The organism is Nonomuraea soli (assembly GCF_013761175.1).
Classification (GTDB): domain Bacteria; phylum Actinomycetota; class Actinomycetes; order Streptosporangiales; family Streptosporangiaceae; genus Nonomuraea; species Nonomuraea soli.
This window is the reverse complement of sequence record NZ_JACDUR010000001.1, coordinates 467,679-484,966: the sequence shown is the minus strand read 5'-3', so window position 1 is coordinate 484,966 and position 17,288 is coordinate 467,679. Positions and strand designations below refer to the sequence as shown.

The following is a 17,288-nucleotide window of genomic DNA, read 5'->3' as shown; positions in this document are numbered from 1 at the left end:
TGCAGCATTGCATCGCCTGCGATAGGGTTGCGGCATGGCTGAACTGACCTTGCGGGACCGCAAGCGCCGCCGCACCCGGCGCGCGATCGTCGAGGCCGCGGTGGAACTGTTCGAGGAGCGCGGCTACGACGGCACCACCATCGCCGACATCGCCGAGGCGGCCGAGATCGGGAGCCGGACGTTCTTCAGCTACTTCGCGAGCAAGGAGGAGGTGCTCTGGCCGGAGAGCGACGGGCGGATCGTGGCCGTCCTCGAGGCGATCGCGACGCGCGCGGCCGACGACGGGCCCGCGGACGTGCTGCTGAGGGCGCTGCGCGAGGCCAACCGCGACAGCGACGACATGGTGGGGCGCACGGCGGCATTGCGGATGCGGCTGATCCGGACCGTGCCGGCCGTGCGGGGGCGCGGACTGCAGTTGCAGCTCGACGCGCAGCGCGAGATCGCCCGGCACCTGCACGCCGCCTTTCCCGAGGAGCTCGACGAGGTGGGCGCCGCGGCCCTGGTGGGCGCGTTCGTCGGGGCCATCACGGGAGCGCTGCAGGTGCTGCTGGAGGAGGCTGGCGACGACCTCGACACCACGCGCCGCCGCATGACCGAGGCCACCGACACGGCACTCGGCCCCTGGATGCGCGCCCGGGAGAGCTAGGCAGGGTTCTCCTTACCGGCCGAGGCCTCCGACGAAGGCCGTCATGGCCGCCGTCGCCCTGGCCAGGTGCTCCACCGAGCCCAGCGGGTCGCCCATCAGCTCCAGCGCGTGATCGGCGCCCGGCAACTCCAGGTACTCCTGCCCGGTCCTTTCGGCGGCCCCCGGCGGCCAGGACGCGTCGTTGGTGCCGCCGATGAGCAGGGTCGGCGCGGTGGACAGCCCGAGCGTGCGCGCCATGCCGTCGATGTGGAGCAGCGGCGTCAGCCAGATGGCGGGCAGCCCGCGCTCGACGGCGAGGGGCGCCGCGAGAGTGCCCAGCGACTTGCCCACCAGCATGACGCTCCCGGCGTCCTCCCGATCGAGCGCCCGCCGCGTCTGGCCGGCCACCCAGGCCGGGCTGTCGTCGACGGAGAGATCCTCCGGCACCTCCCACCAGATCTCCTGCACGGTCCAGTCGTGGGCGAGCAGCACCTTGCGCGCGTAGTGGAGCAGCGGCCTGGCCACGCTGTACCCACGGCCGGGCAGCAGGAGCGCCACCCGCGACGGGTCACCGACGATCCGGGTGGCGGCGCCATGGATCTTCTCCGGGAACATGCGAATACGCTAGCGGCCCTGCAGCGGGTCTCGCCCGACGATAATTCACTTCATGAGCACGCTCCCCGTGATCGACCTGAGCCAGCCCGACGACCAGGTCGCCGACCAGATCGGCCAGGCCTGCCGCGACAACGGCTTCTTCTACCTGTCAGGCCACGGCGTACCACCCGAGCTGATCAAGCGGCTCGACTCGGCCGCGAGGCGCTTCTTCGACCTCCCCGAGCACGTCAAGGCCGAGATCTCGATGGAGCGCGGCGGCCGGGCCTGGCGCGGCTTCTTCCCGGTCGGCGGCGAGCTGACCTCCGGCAGGCCCGACCTCAAGGAGGGCGTCTACTTCGGCAGGGAGGAGCCCGCGTCAGGGCTGCCGCTGCGCGGCCCCAACCTCTTCCCGGAGCAGGTCCCCGAGCTCGGGCCGGCCGTCCTGGAGTACCTGGAGGTCATGACCCGCACGGCCCAGCGGGTCATGAGCGGCATCGCCCGCAGCCTGGGCCTGGACCCCGGCTACTTCTCCACCGGCTACACCGCCGACCCCACCGTCCTGTTCCGCGTCTTCCACTACCCGCCGAGCGAACCCGACGCCGACGGCTGGGGTGTGGGCGAGCACACCGACTACGGCCTGCTGACCCTGCTCCTCCAGGACGACAACGCCGGGCTCCAGGTGCACACCCGCGACGGCTGGATCGAGGCCCCGCCGATCGAGGGCACGTTCGTGTGCAACATCGGCGACATGCTCGACAAGCTGACGGGTGGCCTCTACCGCTCGACGCCGCACCGGGTGCGCAACCTGAGCGGCAACGAGCGCCTGAGCTTCCCGTTCTTCTTCGATCCCGGGTGGGACTGCGAGGTGCCGCCTCTGCCGTACACGCCCGGCGGGCGGGCCCGGTGGGACGGCCAGGACCTGCGGGCCTTCACCGGCACCTACGGCGACTACCTGCTGAGCAAGGTGTCGAAGGTCTTCCCGCAGCTCGGAGCCGAGGTGCTGCCGGGCGAGAGCCGGTAGGCCCGCCTCGGGGCGTCATGGGTGCGCGACAAGCGGTATACAGGACTCTCGTGGAACTGGATCGGCTGGATCGTGACATCATCGGCGCGCTCGTCGAGGACGCCCGGGCGACATATGCCGACATCGGGGCGGCCATCGGCTTGAGCGCCTCGGCTGTCAAGCGCCGCGTCGACCGCCTGCGCGAGTCGGGCGCGATCACCGGCTTCAGCGCCCGCGTCTCCCCCCAGGCCCTGGGCTGGACCACCGAGGCCTACGTCGAGCTCTTCTGCGCGGGCAAGACGAAACCCTCCGACATCGCCCTGGCCGTCATGCGGTTCCCGGAAGTGGTGAGCGCGGCCACCATCACCGGCGAGGCCGACGCCCTGCTCCACATCCGCGCAACAGACGTGCGCCACGTCGAGCGGGTCATCGAACGCATCGCGGCCGAGGCGTTCGTGGTGCGGACGAAGTCGGCGATCGTGCTCTCACGCCTGGTCGACGCCACCCCGGGCACGGCCGTCCCGGTGGAACGCAACGGATCCGCAAACCCCGCCTAGAAACGCAACAGACCCGCGCCAACACGCAAGCTGTAGTGCTTGGCCTGCGTAAACACCGGTTTCTAGCATTGCTCCGTTGACCCTGGGTCACGATCCCCTCAATGACGACGGAGACCTGCATGCCCAAGCACTTCCTGATGTGCCGCCCCGAGCACTTCGCGGTCGAGTACGCCATCAACCCGTGGATGGACCCGGCCAAGGGCGCCGATCGCGAGCTGGCGATCCGCCAGTGGGAGACGCTGAAGGCCGCCTACGAGGAACTGGGCCACCAGGTCAGCCTGATCGACCCCGTCGAGGGCCTGCCCGACATGGTGTTCGCCGCCAACGGCGCGCTCGTGGTCGACGGCCGCGTGTACGGCGCGCGGTTCGCCTTCCCGGAGCGCGGCCCCGAGGGCCCGGCCTACCTGCGGTGGTTCCGTGACAACGGCTTCGGCAAGACCCTGGAGGCGGGCTTCGTCAACGAGGGCGAGGGCGACTTCCTCACCCTCGACGACGTGATCCTGGCGGGCACCGGATTCCGCACCGACCGCTCGGCCCACCTGGAGGCGCAGGAGTTCCTCGGCCGCCCCGTGGTGACGCTCCAGCTGGTCGATCCCCGCTTCTACCACCTCGACACCGCTTTGTTCCCGCTCGACGGGCGGAATATCGCCTACTACCCCGGAGCGTTCTCTCTAGGGAGCCAGGAAGTGCTGCGCCGGATGTTCCCGGACGCGATCCAGGCGACCCTCGCCGACGCCGAGGTTCTGGGCCTCAACGCGGTGAGCGACGGCAGCCATGTCGTCATCAATGTCGAGGCAAATGACCTGCAGCTCGAGCTGAAGCGCCGAGGATACGAGGTCATTCCGGTCGACCTGTCCGAGCTGCGCAAGGCAGGCGGCGGTCCCAAGTGCTGCACCCTGGAGATTCGATGAGCAAGACCACCGAGCAGATCGAGATCAGCGAGCGCCGGAGCGCGCACAACTACCACCCGCTGCCGATCGTGATCCACGAGGCCCACGGCGCGTGGGTGACCGACGTCGAAGGCAAGCGTTACCTGGACTTCCTGTCGGGTTACTCCAGCCTGAACTTCGGCCACGGCAACGAGAAGATCATCGAGGCCGCCCAGGAGCAGCTGCGCAACCTGACCCTCACCAGCCGCGCCTTCTACCACGACCAGTTCGCGCGCTTCGCCGCCGGGCTCGGCGACCTCACCGGCAAGGACATGATCCTGCCGATGAACACCGGCGCCGAGGCCGTCGAGACCGCCATCAAGGTCTCGCGCAAGTGGGGCTACGAGGTCAAGGGCGTCGCCGCCGAGCAGGCGAACATCATCGTCATGGAGGACAACTTCCACGGTCGCACCACCACGATCGTGAGCTTCTCCACCGACCCCGACGCCCGCACGAACTTCGGCCCCTACACGCCGGGCTTCAAGATCGTGAAGTACGGCTCGGCGGAGGCGATCCGCGAGGCGATCGACGCCAACACCGTCGCCGTCCTGGTCGAGCCCATCCAGGGCGAGGCGGGCGTGCTGGTGCCGCCGGACGGCTACCTCACCCAGGTCCGCGAGATCTGCACCGAGAACAACGTGCTGATGATCGCCGACGAGATCCAGTCCGGCCTCGGCCGTACCGGCAAGACCTTCGCCTGCGACCACGAGGGCGTCGTGCCCGACATCTACGTCCTGGGCAAGGCCCTGGGCGGCGGCGTCGTGCCGGTCAGCGCCATCGCGGCCGACGCCGGCGTGCTCGGGGTCATCAAGCCCGGCCAGCACGGTTCCACGTTCGGCGGCAACCCGCTGGCCTGCGCGGTGGGCAACGCCGTCATCGACATCCTCAACACCGGCGAGTTCCAGGAGCGCGCCACCCGGCTCGGCGTGATCCTGCACGAGAGGCTCGCGACCCTCGTCGGCAAGGGCGTGGTGACCGTCCGCGGCCGTGGCCTGTGGGCGGGCGTCGACATCGACCCGTCGCTGGCCAGCGGACGGCAGATCTCCGAGGCGCTGATGGCCCGCGGCGTGCTCGCCAAGGACACCCACGGCTCGACGATCCGCCTCGCGCCGCCGATCGTGATCTCGGAGGAAGACCTGCTGTGGGCGGTCGACCGCCTCGCCGAGACGATCGAGTCGTTCCAGTAGCCGGGTGCTCCGGTACGGCTCGGCCAAGCCGTACCGGAGTTCTCAGGGGGTCGGGACCGGGGTGAAGGTGACGGTGTCCGACTCGGGGATCGGGGTCGGGAGGACCGACTCGACCGGCTCCGGGGTCAGCGTCGAGCGGATCTCGAGCTCGGGCTGCTCCTCGTCAGGCACGGTCGTCGAGGGCGAGGGCTGCGGCGTCATCCACATGTTCCCCATCTCGGTCGGCGCCGTCACAGGGATAGGCGGGGGCGCGACCAGGCATCCGCCGTCTCTGACCGCGGCTGGCGCATCGACCAGCGAGAGCGCGACACGGGCCGAGGCGCGGGTGCCCTGGCCCTCGTTCCTGACGCCCAGGAAGGCGGCAGTCGCCGGGTCGAAGATGAGCTGCTCCGTCACCCGGATCGTGCCCCCGCCCGACACCCCCACTCCCTCCGTCACGAAGCCCAGCGCCAGGCCGGTCCGCCCGTCGGCGTCGGTGACGTTCTCGGTCACCCGCACGCCCGGCAGCGTCCTGATCGCCTCGACCAGCGCCCTGCGCTGCGCCTGCGGCAGGTAGGTGACCTGCAGGAACGACTCCAGCTCCCAGAAGTCGACCTCGGCGCCGTTGCCGGCCATGCGCCGCTCCAGCCACTCTCGCATGCCCGCCGCGTCCACGGGCAGGCCGGCGAGGTACTGGTAGTCGACCCGGGCGATCTCGAGGATCGGCGGGCACTCGGTGCGGCCGAAGGCCACCTCCTGGGGCGGGGTCCAGGCCGGCCGGTCCGCCCCGGTGCTCTCCACGACGCCGGTGCCGTGGCTCGGCTCGACCGGCTGCCAGGCGCGCGTGTGATACACCGTGGCCCTGCCCTGCTCGTCGGTGTAGGAATGCCGCGCCTCGATCAGCACGAACTGTCCCGGCCGCGGATCCAGCTCGGGCAGGGCCGTCACGGCGACGCCGTCGTCACCGTCCCGTCCGCCCGAGAGCAGGACCGTGACCCCCGCCACCAGGGCGATCGTCAGCGCGAACGCCGCCAGGGCGGGCTGGAGGAAGCGCGGACGCCGCCCCCGGCTCTCCAGCCGCTGCCGTACTCTGGCGCGCGCCTCGTCAGGGTAGGGCGGGGCGCCGGGCCGGTTGTCGGCGAAGAAACGGATCTCCTCATCCATGGTGGAACTCCTCGGGAAGGGCCCGTCGGACCTTGGCGCGCAGCCGGTGCAGGCGGGAGCGGACGGTGCCGACGGGGACGCCGAGTGCGAGCGCCGCATCCTCGTAGGTCAGGTCCGCCCAGGCCAGCAGGAGCAGCAGATCGCGTTCACCGGCGTTGAGCCTGGTGAGCGCCCTGGCCAGGCGTGGCTGCAGCTGCTCGGCCGTCACGCGTTCGGCGCTTCGCTCGTCGAAGCCGTCAGGCCGCTCGGCGGCCAGCCGGGCCATGGCCCTGGCCCTGCGCATCTCGGCCCGGCGGTGTGCGGCGATCTTCTTGGTGGCGATGCCGTAGAGCCAGGGCCGGGCGTCCGGCCGGGTCGTGTCGTAGCCGGAGCGGCGGCGGAAGGCGGTCAGGAAGACCTCTCCCACCACGTCCTCGGCGAGCTCGGGACCCAGCCGCCTGGCGGCGTAGCGGAAGATCTCGTCCGCGTGCCGGTCGAAGAGCTGGGCGAACATCTCCGGCTCGCCTAACGACCGCCCGATCAGCGTGGCGTCGTCGAGCGTGAGCACCTTCGTGGTCCTCTCGGGGGTGGGCAGGCTGTCACCCTGTCCTTGGCCGCTGCGCCGCCCCCGGTTCCCACTATTTCCGCAGCCGCCAGGTGAGCAGGCCCTCGGGGGCGTCGCCGGGGACGAATCCGGCGGCGGTCAGCTCGGCGGTGAGGGCGTCGAGGCCGGGGCGGTGGCTGCTGCTGACCACCTCGTCCTCGCTGATCACGACGCCGCGGTGGCGGATCCGGTAGAGGAAGCGGGCGGTGGAGAGCTCCTCGGAGGCCGTGAGCGTCTGCGCCCAGATCTCGTAGTCGTGGCGGCCCACCCGGTAGGTGTCGAGCTGCTCCAGCTCACCCGGCTCGGCGACGGGACGCTCGCGCCAGTTGAACACCAGCAGCCCGCCGGGCTCCAGCTGCCTGGCGAGCACCTGCCAGAGCTTGGCGCGTTCCGCGGCGCTGAAGGTGTAGAGGACCGCGATCATGACCACGGCCTCGACGGGCTCGTCCAGCTCGACGCTCAGGGCGTCGTACGGCAGGACGGTGACTCTCTCCATGAGGTCGGGCCGGTCGGCCAGGCGCGACAGGAGCACGCCGCGCATGCCGAGCGAGGGCTCCACGGCGAAGATCTCGGCGGGGGTCGCGGCGGCGATCACCTCCGTCATGCGCCCGGTGCCCGCGCCGATCTCCAGCACGCTTCGCCGTACGCCCGACAGCACGGAAGGCAGCTTCTCGCGCATGTCGGGGACGTGGCCATCGTCGTGCCACAGGTCGTAGAAGGGGACGGCGACGGAGTAGTGGTCGGTCATAGCCTCACGCTGTCGATCTCCTCGAATTTCTTCTGCGCGCCGTACCAGGACACCGTGGTGCCCTCCCCCAGCTCCATCTGGGCCAGGGCGTTCTGGAACCACGGGCCCTTGACGATCTTCCAGCGGAAGGGCGGTCTGGGCAGCCCCGCCAGCCTGGCCAGGAAACGCCCGATCAGGGTGGCGATGCCGAACTGGGTGATCACGTTGGCCAGGCGGAGTGTACGGCTCAGCGGGTTGCGGATCGGCGAGCAGACGAGCTGGTGGATGTTGCCGGACCTGGCGGCGTAGGAGTAGTGCACGTCACCCGAGAGGATCATGACGGGCTTGCCCAGGTCCTTCAGCAGGCTGCCGAGCTGGTCGAACGACTGGCGGAAGGCGGCCCAGTGCTCCAGGTCGAAGGCCTGGCGGAAGGCCTCGGACAGCCTGGCGACGAGCTTGCCCCACTTGCCGTCACACAGCGCCTCGTTCCAGTTCTGCACGTAGTGCACGCCCTCGGGCAGCAGGTACGGGATGGACGAGCCGATGATCAGCCGCCGCGCGGGCGAGTCGACCTGCTCCAGCAGCCACGACCACTCGGCGGGGTCGAGCATCATGCGGTCGCGCGGCACCAGCTGGCGGGCGCAGCGGGTGTCGACCATGATCAGGCGCGTGTCGCCGAGGTCGCGGGAGTAGCTCCAGCGGTTGCTGGAGGGGTCGGCGTCGGCGCGGGCGGCGAAGGCGTCGAGCACCTCGGCTCCCCCTCCGGCCGTGAGCTTCTGCAGCAGGGGGTCGTCGGCCCGCTCGGCGGGCGAGAGGTTGCCCAGGTGCTGGTAGACCCAGTAGGCGCCGAGCCCGGCGATCACCCTGCGCGGCCACCACTCGACCTTGGCCATCTTGCGCCGCCAGTCGCGCGAGGTGTTCCAGTCGTCGCGCAGGTCGTGGTCGTCGAAGATCATCGCGGTCGGCACGGTCGACAGCAGCCAGCGGATCTCCGGTTCCGTCCAGGCCTGCCGGTAGAGCTCGGCGTACTCCTCGAAGTCGGCGATCTCCTTGGCGGGCTCCTGGCCGGGGCGCCGCTCCTTGATGAAGTCGAGCATCTCCGGCGACGGGCTGTCGGCGTAGACCTGATCGCCGAGCAGCAGCAGCAGTTCGGGCCAGTCGTCGTCGGCCGTCTGCATCAGGTGCGCGCCGTAGGCCCGCAGCACGTCGGGGCCGTGGGTGGCGTTGTGCGCCGCGTCGTGGGGCACGCTGGTACGGCAGGAGCCGAACGCCAGCCGTACCGGCTTCGACAGGTCGAGCAGCATGATGCGGCTGGCCCGGCTGTCGGGCGGCGGCCACACCTTCTCGCCGTCGAGGCGCACCTCGTAGGCGCCCTCGGCCTCGACGTCGACGATGGCGTAGTGGTGCCCGTGGACGGTGAAGGTGGAGGCCCTGCCCCGCGTCGCTCCGACCTCTACCGTCACCTCGCACGGCTGACTGGTCTCGACCCAGATGGACGCGCTCGTCTCGTCGACGTAGCGCAACATCGGCCCGACCAAGAGTTCTGGCATGCCCGTTCCCTTCCCATGATCAGGCTACCGGCAACGGATCGGCTTCGAAGCGGCAACAGACGCATGTGAATACCCCCTCTGCGCAACGTTCACCTCTAGCCAGGGTGAAACCGGTCACCCTAGGGTGATTGCGACACAACACCCATAAGGGTTTCAGGCAATGGCGCCTGGACTCCTTGAGGAGGCTCACCCCATGACCGTCATGGTGCCGTCAACGACGCCGGCCCTGATCACTCCCGGGCGTCAAGCCCTCGACTCAGCCCTCCACCAGCTCGCCCACGCGGCCGAACACCTCGGCCTCGACGAGGGCCTGCACACGATGCTCGCCACCCCCCGCCGCTCCCTCACCGTGTCGGTGCCGGTGCGCCGCGAGAACGGGCGGATGGACATCGTCCAGGGCTTCCGCGTCCAGCACAACATCACCCGCGGCCCCGCCAAGGGCGGCATCCGCTTTCATCCCAGCACCGACCTCGACGAGGTCACCGCGCTGGCGATGTGGATGACCTGGAAGTGCGCGCTGGTGGGCATCCCGTACGGCGGCGCCAAGGGCGGCGTGGCCGTGGACCCGTCCGGGCTCTCGACCCGCGAGCTGGAGCGGCTCACCCGCCGCTACGTCAACGAGATCCTGCCGCTCATCGGCCCCGAGAAGGACATCCCCGCCCCCGACGTCGGCACCGACGAGCAGACCATGGCCTGGATCATGGACACCTACAGCGTCAACGCCGGCTACTCGGTGCCCGGCGTGGTCACCGGCAAGCCCATGACGCTCGGCGGCTCCCTCGGCCGAGCCGGGGCGACCTCGCGCGGCGTGCAGATCGCCGCCATGATGGCGCTGGGCCGCTCGGGCGAGGGCGTCACCGTCGCCGTGCAGGGCTTCGGCAAGGTCGGCGCGCTGGCAGCGCAGTACCTGTCCGACGCCGGCTGCACGGTCGTGGCCGTCTCCGACGCCACCGGCGCCGTCCACGCGCCCAACGGCCTCGACGTCGCGGCCGTGCGCGCCTGGGTCGCCGAGTCCGGCGGCGTGGCAGGCTACCGCGACGCCGACGCGATGCCCCTGGGCGACCTGCTGGAGCTCGACGTCGACGTCCTGGTCCCGGCCGCCCTCGAGGGCGTCGTCACCGCCGAGAACGCGCCCCGTGTCAGGGCGCGCCTCATCGTCGAGGGCGCCAACGGCCCCACCACCCCCGAGGCCGACGAGATCCTGGCCGGCTCCGGGGTCGTCGTCGTGCCCGACATCCTCGCCAACGCCGGCGGCGTGATCGTCTCCTACCTGGAGTGGGTGCAGAACATGCAGGCCTACTCCTGGAGCGCCGGCGAGGTCGAGGTCAAGCTGCGCGACCTGATGGAGAGCGCCTTCGCCGAGGTGCGCTCGCTGTCGGCGGAGCGCGGCATCACCCTGCGGCAGGCCGCCCACGTCATCGGCGTCGGCCGCGTCGCAGAGGCGCACACCCTGCGGGGCCTGTACCCGTGACCCCCACGCCCGGGTTCCCTCCGGGAACCCGGGCACCGGCGGGAGCCCCAGGTGAGGCACTGTGCAGGACGCCCTGATCGCGCGGAGCTGAGGGCATTTTGCCCCTTTATCGGATGACCGGCGAGCCTTAGCGTCTCTCTTCTCGGGATGAACGTGAAGGGAACGCCAATGACCCCCACACCGGCTGACGGAGGCTTAGCCCGCGACGACTACGCCCTGGAGCGCGTACCCACCACCGCCCGCTACGGCTGGGCGACCGTCGCGATCCAGCGGTTCGGCCTCCTCAGCGCCCTGTCGCAGTTCCTGCTCGGCGCCACCCTCGGCATGGGCATGACGTTCTGGCAGGCCGTCCTCGCCGTCACCCTGGGGGCGGTGATCCTGGAGCTGGTCGCCATCGCGATCGGGATCGCCGGCATGCGCGAGGGCATGTCCACCACCGTGCTGGCCCGATGGACCGGGTTCGGCCGGTACGGGTCGGGCCTGGTCGGCGTCGTGATCGCGGTCTGCCTCCTCGGCTGGTTCGGCGTCCAGTCCGCGGTGCTCGGCTCGGGCATGGCGGCGCTGCTGGGCGGGCCGGCCTGGTTGTGGGCCGTCGTCGGCGGCCTGGCCATCACGGCGATCGTCGTCCCGGGCTTCCTCGGGATGGCGTGGACCGCGTGGATCACCGTCCCGGCGTTCCTGGCGCTGGCCGGGTGGGCGATCGCGGTCGAGCTCGGCAAGCACCCGCTCGGCGAGCTGGTCGCCTCGCAGCCGGCCGGTCCCGCCCTCAGCCTCGCCCAGGGGGCGACCCTGGTCGCGGGCGGGTTCATCGTCGGCGCGGTCATCAGCCCGGACATGTGCCGGTTCAACAAGTCCGCCGCCGACGTGGTCAAGCAGACCGTCGTGGGAATCACGCTCGGCGAGTACGTGCTCGCCCTCGTCGGCGTGCTGCTCGCGCACGCGCTGCGCACCGGCGACGTCGTGGCGATCGTCACCACCACCTCGGGGGTGGTCGGCACGATCATCCTGGTCGCGGCCACGTTGAAGACCAACGACTGGAATCTGTACGCGGCCGGTCTCGGGGTCACCAACGCGCTGCACACCGCGTTCGGCATGCGGTCCGGGCGGGCCGCCGTCACCGTCGTGCTCGGCGTCGTCGGCACCGCGCTGGCCGCGCTCGGCATCGCCGACCACCTGGTGAACTTCCTGATCCTGCTGGGCGTCGCCGTCCCGCCGATCGCCGGCATCATGGTCGCCGAGTACTACGTCGTCCGCGCGTGGCGGCCGCTGCTGGACGAGTCCCGCGCCACCGGCGAGCTCCCTTCGACGGCGCCCGGCTGGGTGCCCGCGGCGCTGGTGGTGTGGATCGCGGCGGCGCTGGTCGGCCACTACCTGGCCTGGGGCATCCCGGCGCTGAACTCGCTCCTGGCCGCGTTCGTGCTGTACGTGATCGCGGGCAAGGCGGGCCTGACCGGGGCGGCCCGCACGCGCGGAGTCTCCGCCTCCGCCTGACGGCCGCGCCACTCCCCTCCCCTGTGCCTTCCCACCGAGAATCAGGAGCCCACCGTGCGAGTAGGGATCGACGTCGGCGGCACCCATACCGACGCCGTCCTCATGGACGGGACCACCGTCCTGGCGTCCGTCAAGACAGCGACCACCGCCGACGTGACCACCGGGATCGTGTCCGCTCTGGAGCAGGTCCTCTCCTCGTCCGGGGTGGATCGCGCCGCCATCGACGGCGTCATGATCGGTACCACCCACTTCACCAACGCGCTGGTGACCGGCCGGGGCCTGGCCGCCACCGGCGTGGTACGGCTGGCGTTACCGGCCACCTCAGCGCTTCCACCCCTGGTGGACTGGCCGCAGCGCCTGATCGACGCCATCCGGCCCTCCACGCACCTGTGTCACGGAGGGCACGAGTTCGACGGGCGGCCGATCTCGCCGCTGAAGCCTGAGGAGCTGAAACGAGTCGCCGGCGACCTGGCCGCGCGCGGCATAGAAACCGTCGCGATCAGCTCGGTGTTCTCCCCCGTCAACGCCGAGATGGAGGAGGCCGCCGCCGACATCCTGCTGGCCGAGCTGCCGCACCTGCACGTCAGCCTGTCGCACCAGATCGGCAGGATCGGGATGCTGGAGCGGGAGAACGCCACCATCATCAACGCGGCCCTGCGTGAGCTGGCCGGCCACATCGTCGAGGCGTTCGCGTCCGCCCTGGCGGCGGTCGGCGTGGCCGCTCCGCTGTACCTGTCGCAGAACGACGGCACCTTGATGGACGCCGAATACACGCGCCGCTACCCGGTCCGCACGTTCGCCAGCGGCCCGACCAACAGCATGCGCGGCGCCGCGCACCTGGCGGACCTGCCCAGCTGCGCGGTGGTCGACATCGGCGGAACGACCACGGACGTGGGCGTGCTGGTGCACGGCTACCCGCGGCAGGCGGCCGGCGAGATGTACATCGGCGGGGTCCGGGTGAACTTCCGCATGCCGGACGTGCTGTCGCACGGCCTGGGCGGCGGTAGCCGGGTCCTGACGTCGCCGACGCTGGAGGTGGGGCCCGATTCGGTCGGGTACCGGCTGACGGAGGCGGCGCTCGTGTTCGGCGGGCAGGTGCTGACCGCGACCGACCTCGCCGTGGCGTACGGGCTGGCCGACATCGGGGACCGGTCGCTGGTGCGGCACCTGGACCGCGGCCTCGTCAAAACCGGCGTGGAGTGGATGACGCGGACGGTGGCGGACCTGGTCGACCAGATGCGGGTCTCCGACACGCCGCTGCCGGTGGTGCTCGTCGGCGGCGGCAGCGTCCTGGTCCCGCCCGACCTGCCAGGAGTGCCCGCGGTGTACCGGCCCGAACACCACGCGGTCGCCAACGCGATCGGCGCTGCGATCGGGCAGATCGGAGGGGACGTGGACCGGTTGTTCGCGATCACCGCCTCGCGCACCCGGGAGGAGGTGCTGGAGCAGGCCCGCGCCGAGGCGATCGAGCGGGCGGTGTCGGCGGGGGCCGCGCCGGACAGCGTCGAGATCACCGAGATCGACGAGGTGGCGGTGTCGTACCTGCCCGGCAACGCGGTGCGGGTGCGGGTGAAAGCGGTCGGCGACCTGGATCTCGCGGTGGCCACGAGCAGGCAGGAGGGCGAGCCGTGGGCGGCTTTGAACTGACGCTGGACACACTGCGGGACCTCGCCGAGGGCGCCGCGGTGCTCGGCACCGGCGGCGGCGGCGATCCCTACGTGGGCAGGCTGCTGGTCGAGCAGCAGCTGCGCGCCGGCCGTGCGGTGCGGATCATCGGCGTCGACGAGTTGCCCGACGACGCGCTGGTGTTGCCGTGCGCGCTCATGGGCGCCCCGACCGTCTTCCACGAGAAGCTGCCCGGCGCGGCCGGGATCGTGACCGCGCTGCGCACGCTGGAAGACAGGCTGGGGCGGCGGGCGGCGGCGACGATGCCGATCGAGTGCGGCGGCTTCAACTCGATGATCCCGCTGGTGCTCGGCGCCGAGACCGGGTTGCCGGTGGTGGACGCGGACGGGATGGGCCGCGCCTTTCCCGAGCTGCAGATGGAGACGTTCGCCGTGATGGGCGTGCCCGGCTCGCCCATGTCGATCGCCTCCGACCACGGCGACGCGGGCATCATCGACGCCGTCGACAACCGGCGCATGGAGATGCTGGCGCGGGCGGTGACAGTGCAGATGGGCGGGTCGGCCTACATCTGCGACTACCCGATGGACGCCCGCGAGGTGCGCCGTACGGCGGTGCCGGGCACGCTGACGCTGGCGGCCAGGATCGGGGCGACCCTGCGTCAGGCCAGGGACGATCACCGGGACCCGTTCGCGGCTTTGACCGCGATGCTGGCCGACACCATCTACAGTCATGGCGTGGTGCTGTTCCGGGGCAAGGTAGCCGATATCGAGCGGCGCACGGTGGCCGGGTTCGCACGCGGGCGGGTGCGGTTGACGGCCATGGACGACCCGGGCGACCAGATGGAGATCGTGTTCCAGAACGAGCACCTGGTGGCGCGACGCAACGGGCAACCGGCGGCCATCGTGCCGGACCTGATCTGCACGCTCAACAGCGAGACGGGGGCGCCGGTCACCACGGAGGCGCTGACGTACGGGCAGCGGCTCACCGTGTACGCCATCTCCACGCCGCGCATCATGCGCTCGCCGGAGGCGCTGGCGTGTTTCGGCCCGGCCGGGTTCGGCCTGGACGACCCGTACGTGCCGGTCGAGCAGCTCGTGGGCGGGCCCTGACGGGTGGAGATCACGGCCGGGGTGGTCGACGACCTCGCCGCCGGCGCGACCCTGAAGGGGTCGGGCGGCGGCGGGGACACCTCCATCGTCGCGGTGCTGCTGCGGCACGCGCTGCGGCAGCACGGCCCCGTGCGGCTCGCCGACGCCGGCAGCCTCCCCTCTGAGGCGCTGGTGGTGCCGGTGGCGGCGACCGGATCCATCACCGTGATGCTCGAACGGCTCCCGGCGGCCCACTGTTTCACCGACGCGGTCACGGCCGTCGGCGCTCTGCTGGGGCGGGACGTGGCGGCGATTCTCGGCTTCGAGGCGGGCGGCGCGAACGCGCTGTTCGCGGTGGCGGCCGCGGCCTGGTCGCGGCTGCCGTTGATCGACGCCGACGGCATGGGCCGGGCGTTCCCGCGCGTGGACCAGGTCACGTTCAACCCGGGAGGGGTGGCGGCGGCTCCGGTGGTGCTGGCCGACCCGAGCGGGAACCTGGTGACGATCAACGCGGCCAGGGACAACGCCGACGCCGAGCGGCTGCTGCGGGCCGCGCTCCCGGCCTTGGGCGGGTGGGCGGCCACCGCCCTCTACCCGATGACGGCAGGGCAGGCGGCCAGGTGCGGCATCCGAGGCGCGTTCTCCGACACGATCCGGCTGGGACGGGCTCTGCGGGAGGGGCAGCGCGATCGCCGTTCCAGGGCGGCGATGCTGGCCGAAGCGGGCGCGAGCCCGCTGTTCTCCGGCGTCGTGATCGAGGTGGTGCGTCACCCCCGGCCGCGTACCGGCGGCGCGCTCACCCTGGAGCACGAAAGCGACCCCGGCCGGGTGATGCGGGTGGAGATGGCCGACGAGTACGCGATGACCATCGACGACGGCGCCGTCACCGCCCACGTGCCGGACATCATCTGCGTGCTGGACAAGCGGACCTGGCAGCCGATCTCCGCCGAGCAGATATCGCCCGGCAGGCACGTCGAGGTGATCCGCATCCCGGCCCCGGCCGAGTGGCTGACCGCCGACGCCTACCCCCTGGTCGCTCCGCCCATGTTCGGCCTGGGCGTCCTCGACGATCGCACGCCGGAAGGCCGGGCCCGATGACCGTCGTCACCGCTCGTGATCTGCTCAACGACCCCGCCTTCCACGGCTACCGGCTTCTCGGCGGCGCGTCCGGGCTGGACCACGTCGTACGGAACGCGGCGCAGATCCAGACGGGCGCCGACCTGAGCCGGATCGCGCCCGGTTCGGTCGGCGTCACCGACCTCGGCGACCGGGCGGGGGTGTCGGCGCAGCACTTGGTGGAGGTGTTCTGCCGCCGCCTGCATGGCCGCGGCGGAAGAATGCTGGTCATCGTCGGCAACGTGGAGGCTGCCACGCAGTCCACGATCAGGCTGGCCGACCGGTTCGGGCTGCCGCTGGTGGCGGTCGCGCCGACGTCGATCCCCGCGTCGGCGGCCGCGTTGACGGCGCGGCTGCTCGGGCTGGTGCAGCAGCCGGAGCTGCTGTACGCGCGGGCGATGGCGGGAGTGGTGTCCAAGCTCGTGACCGCCGACACCCTGGAACGGGTCGTGGCGATCGCGGCCGAGGCGCTGCGCGGCACAGCGGCGGTGGTCGCCGCTGAGGGGCGGATCGTGTCGGGCGGGCTGCGGTGGGCGACGCCGGAGCAGGTCACCCGCCATGCGACGATCACCACCGAGCGGCTGCCGGATCATGCGTGGGCGTCGTGCCCGGTACCGGGCAGCGGCCACCGGCTGTGGCTGGTGGCCGAAACCGCCGACGGCGGCCCGGCGTGGCAGGAGGCGGCGCGGGCGGTGACGCAGACGGCCGCGGTCGCGGCGGGGGCGTGGGTCGCGCACGACCGGCTCCGGCAGGAACGCGACCGTGCCAGGTTGGCGGGCCTGCTGACGGAGCTGCTGCAACTGGAGGGGGCGCCGGTCATCCCCGAGCATGTCGCCCGGCGGGCCGCCCGGGCGGGGATCGTGCTGGACGGCTGGCATGTGGGCGTGCACCTGACGTGGGGGTACGGCGGGGAGCAGACGTCCGCGGACCTGACACCGCAGCTGACGTCCGCGCTGGAGGAGGAGGGGTTCGCCCTGCCGGTGTTCGAGCGGGCGGACGGCTGGTCGTCGTGGGTGACCTCGCCCGAGAGGCCCTCCGAGCAGGAGGTCGGCCTGCTGGCGGCGCGGCTGCGGAAGGTGCTGGCGTGGTTCAACGCCGCCTACGCCGAGAACCGTTCGTTCGTGCCGCTCGCCGCCGGAGTCGGCCGGCCTGCGACGGGCCCGGCGGCGGTCGCGGCGACGCTGGGTCAAGCGCACCAGGCGGCGCTCACCGCCGCGAGCGACGGCCCCGGCGTGGTGGAGCACATCGACGACGTCGGCCCCGAGCAGCTGATGTGGCGCTGGTTCACCACCGAGGCCTTCCGCGAGCAGGCGGCCCGGCTGCTGGCGCCGGTGCTCGCGGCGCCCGACAGTGGCATGCTGCTGCGCACTCTGGACGCCTATCTGACGTGCGGGTCGTCGCCGGGTGAGACGGCAAAGGCGATCGGGCTGCACCGCAACACCGTGACGCAGCGGATCACGGTGCTGGAGCGGCTGCTGGGCGGGCCGGTGGCGTCGCTGGACCGGCTGGCGTTGCATCTGGCCTGCCGCTCGCTGACGGCGGGCGCGAGCCGTACTCCTGGCGGGGGTCACCCCGCCCCCGCACGAACCCCTCACCTTTAA

Annotated in this window: 16 protein-coding genes; 11 read left to right on the top strand and 5 right to left on the bottom strand. The window is 71.6% G+C overall.

The genetic code is table 11. The features are described 5' to 3' along the window. Nucleotides 1-34 precede the first annotated feature (34 nt). Complete coding sequence (locus HNR30_RS02320) at nucleotides 35-646, top strand: TetR/AcrR family transcriptional regulator (RefSeq protein WP_181607952.1); 612 nt, start codon at nucleotides 35-37, stop codon at nucleotides 644-646. A gap of 12 nt (nucleotides 647-658) precedes the next feature. Here the strand turns inward: HNR30_RS02320 and HNR30_RS02315 are convergent, their stop codons facing one another. Further along, nucleotides 659-1,240: an alpha/beta fold hydrolase gene (locus tag HNR30_RS02315; protein WP_181607951.1), complete on the bottom strand. Its 582-nt coding sequence runs from the start codon at nucleotides 1,238-1,240 to the stop codon at nucleotides 659-661. A 52-nt stretch (nucleotides 1,241-1,292) separates the two neighbouring features. Here HNR30_RS02315 and HNR30_RS02310 point away from each other — a divergent pair, with 52 nt between their 5' ends. The 4 genes from HNR30_RS02310 (at nucleotide 1,293) to rocD (ending at nucleotide 4,892) form a co-directional block, all read left to right on the top strand. After that, nucleotides 1,293-2,240 carry an isopenicillin N synthase family dioxygenase gene (locus tag HNR30_RS02310; protein WP_181607950.1) on the top strand — a complete coding sequence of 316 codons (948 nt, stop codon included), beginning with the start codon at nucleotides 1,293-1,295 and terminating at the stop codon, nucleotides 2,238-2,240. 50 nt (nucleotides 2,241-2,290) lie between these two features. Continuing rightward, on the top strand, nucleotides 2,291-2,776 hold the full coding sequence (locus HNR30_RS02305) for an Lrp/AsnC family transcriptional regulator (RefSeq protein ID WP_181607949.1): 486 nt from the start codon (nucleotides 2,291-2,293) through the stop codon (nucleotides 2,774-2,776). Between the two features lie 101 nt (nucleotides 2,777-2,877). Beyond that, nucleotides 2,878-3,687 (top strand): dimethylargininase, encoded by an 810-nt coding sequence (gene ddaH / locus HNR30_RS02300; RefSeq protein ID WP_246377108.1) that lies wholly within the window; start codon nucleotides 2,878-2,880, stop codon nucleotides 3,685-3,687. Next, entirely contained in the window at nucleotides 3,684-4,892 is a 1,209-nt protein-coding gene (gene rocD, locus HNR30_RS02295) for an ornithine--oxo-acid transaminase (RefSeq protein WP_181607948.1), read from the top strand. The genes ddaH and rocD overlap by 4 nt, the downstream gene beginning before the upstream one ends. 42 nt (nucleotides 4,893-4,934) lie before the next feature. Here the strand turns inward: rocD and HNR30_RS02290 are convergent, their stop codons facing one another. The 4 genes from HNR30_RS02290 to HNR30_RS02275 form a co-directional block, all read right to left on the bottom strand. Then, a complete protein-coding gene (locus HNR30_RS02290; RefSeq protein ID WP_181607947.1) occupies nucleotides 4,935-6,035 on the bottom strand; it encodes a CU044_5270 family protein in 1,101 nt (366 codons plus the stop codon). Continuing rightward, on the bottom strand, nucleotides 6,028-6,582 hold the full coding sequence (locus HNR30_RS02285) for an RNA polymerase sigma factor (protein ID WP_312894190.1): 555 nt from the start codon (nucleotides 6,580-6,582) through the stop codon (nucleotides 6,028-6,030). The genes HNR30_RS02290 and HNR30_RS02285 overlap by 8 nt, the downstream gene beginning before the upstream one ends. Nucleotides 6,583-6,652: 70 nt before the next feature. After that, nucleotides 6,653-7,366, bottom strand: coding sequence for a class I SAM-dependent methyltransferase (locus tag HNR30_RS02280; protein WP_181607946.1), 714 nt, complete (start codon nucleotides 7,364-7,366; stop codon nucleotides 6,653-6,655). Beyond that, nucleotides 7,363-8,895: an alkaline phosphatase D family protein gene (locus HNR30_RS02275; RefSeq protein ID WP_181607945.1), complete on the bottom strand. Its 1,533-nt coding sequence runs from the start codon at nucleotides 8,893-8,895 to the stop codon at nucleotides 7,363-7,365. The genes HNR30_RS02280 and HNR30_RS02275 overlap by 4 nt, the downstream gene beginning before the upstream one ends. Before the next feature lie 193 nt (nucleotides 8,896-9,088). Between HNR30_RS02275 and HNR30_RS02270 the strand changes: the two genes are divergently transcribed. From HNR30_RS02270 to HNR30_RS02245, 6 genes are all read left to right on the top strand, one after another. After that, on the top strand, nucleotides 9,089-10,366 hold the full coding sequence (locus HNR30_RS02270) for a Glu/Leu/Phe/Val family dehydrogenase (RefSeq protein ID WP_181607944.1): 1,278 nt from the start codon (nucleotides 9,089-9,091) through the stop codon (nucleotides 10,364-10,366). A gap of 168 nt (nucleotides 10,367-10,534) precedes the next feature. Then, nucleotides 10,535-11,857: a purine-cytosine permease family protein gene (locus HNR30_RS02265; RefSeq protein WP_181607943.1), complete on the top strand. Its 1,323-nt coding sequence runs from the start codon at nucleotides 10,535-10,537 to the stop codon at nucleotides 11,855-11,857. 54 nt (nucleotides 11,858-11,911) lie between these two features. Then, a complete protein-coding gene (locus tag HNR30_RS02260) occupies nucleotides 11,912-13,504 on the top strand; it encodes a hydantoinase/oxoprolinase N-terminal domain-containing protein (RefSeq protein ID WP_181607942.1) in 1,593 nt (530 codons plus the stop codon). Next, nucleotides 13,486-14,592 carry an S-methyl thiohydantoin desulfurase family protein gene (locus HNR30_RS02255; RefSeq protein WP_181607941.1) on the top strand — a complete coding sequence of 369 codons (1,107 nt, stop codon included), beginning with the start codon at nucleotides 13,486-13,488 and terminating at the stop codon, nucleotides 14,590-14,592. The genes HNR30_RS02260 and HNR30_RS02255 overlap by 19 nt, the downstream gene beginning before the upstream one ends. A 3-nt stretch (nucleotides 14,593-14,595) precedes the next feature. Continuing rightward, entirely contained in the window at nucleotides 14,596-15,669 is a 1,074-nt protein-coding gene (locus HNR30_RS02250; protein ID WP_181607940.1) for a DUF917 domain-containing protein, read from the top strand. Further along, a complete protein-coding gene (locus HNR30_RS02245) occupies nucleotides 15,666-17,288 on the top strand; it encodes a helix-turn-helix domain-containing protein (RefSeq protein ID WP_181607939.1) in 1,623 nt (540 codons plus the stop codon). Before HNR30_RS02250 ends, HNR30_RS02245 begins: the two co-directional genes overlap by 4 nt.

What these genes read in the sequence shown, in the direction of transcription:
- HNR30_RS02265 (WP_181607943.1), top strand. Translation starts at nt 10,535, where the DNA reads ATGACCCCCACACCGGCTGACGGAGGCTTAGCCCGCGACGACTACGCC.
- rocD (WP_181607948.1), top strand. Translation starts at nt 3,684, where the DNA reads ATGAGCAAGACCACCGAGCAGATCGAGATCAGCGAGCGCCGGAGCGCG.
- HNR30_RS02270 (WP_181607944.1), top strand. Translation starts at nt 9,089, where the DNA reads ATGACCGTCATGGTGCCGTCAACGACGCCGGCCCTGATCACTCCCGGG.
- HNR30_RS02280 (WP_181607946.1), bottom strand. Translation starts at nt 7,366, where the DNA reads ATGACCGACCACTACTCCGTCGCCGTCCCCTTCTACGACCTGTGGCAC.
- HNR30_RS02315 (WP_181607951.1), bottom strand. Translation starts at nt 1,240, where the DNA reads ATGTTCCCGGAGAAGATCCATGGCGCCGCCACCCGGATCGTCGGTGAC.
- HNR30_RS02320 (WP_181607952.1), top strand. Translation starts at nt 35, where the DNA reads ATGGCTGAACTGACCTTGCGGGACCGCAAGCGCCGCCGCACCCGGCGC.
- HNR30_RS02290 (WP_181607947.1), bottom strand. Translation starts at nt 6,035, where the DNA reads ATGGATGAGGAGATCCGTTTCTTCGCCGACAACCGGCCCGGCGCCCCG.
- HNR30_RS02310 (WP_181607950.1), top strand. Translation starts at nt 1,293, where the DNA reads ATGAGCACGCTCCCCGTGATCGACCTGAGCCAGCCCGACGACCAGGTC.
- ddaH (WP_246377108.1), top strand. Translation starts at nt 2,878, where the DNA reads ATGACGACGGAGACCTGCATGCCCAAGCACTTCCTGATGTGCCGCCCC.
- HNR30_RS02275 (WP_181607945.1), bottom strand. Translation starts at nt 8,895, where the DNA reads ATGCCAGAACTCTTGGTCGGGCCGATGTTGCGCTACGTCGACGAGACG.
- HNR30_RS02245 (WP_181607939.1), top strand. Translation starts at nt 15,666, where the DNA reads ATGACCGTCGTCACCGCTCGTGATCTGCTCAACGACCCCGCCTTCCAC.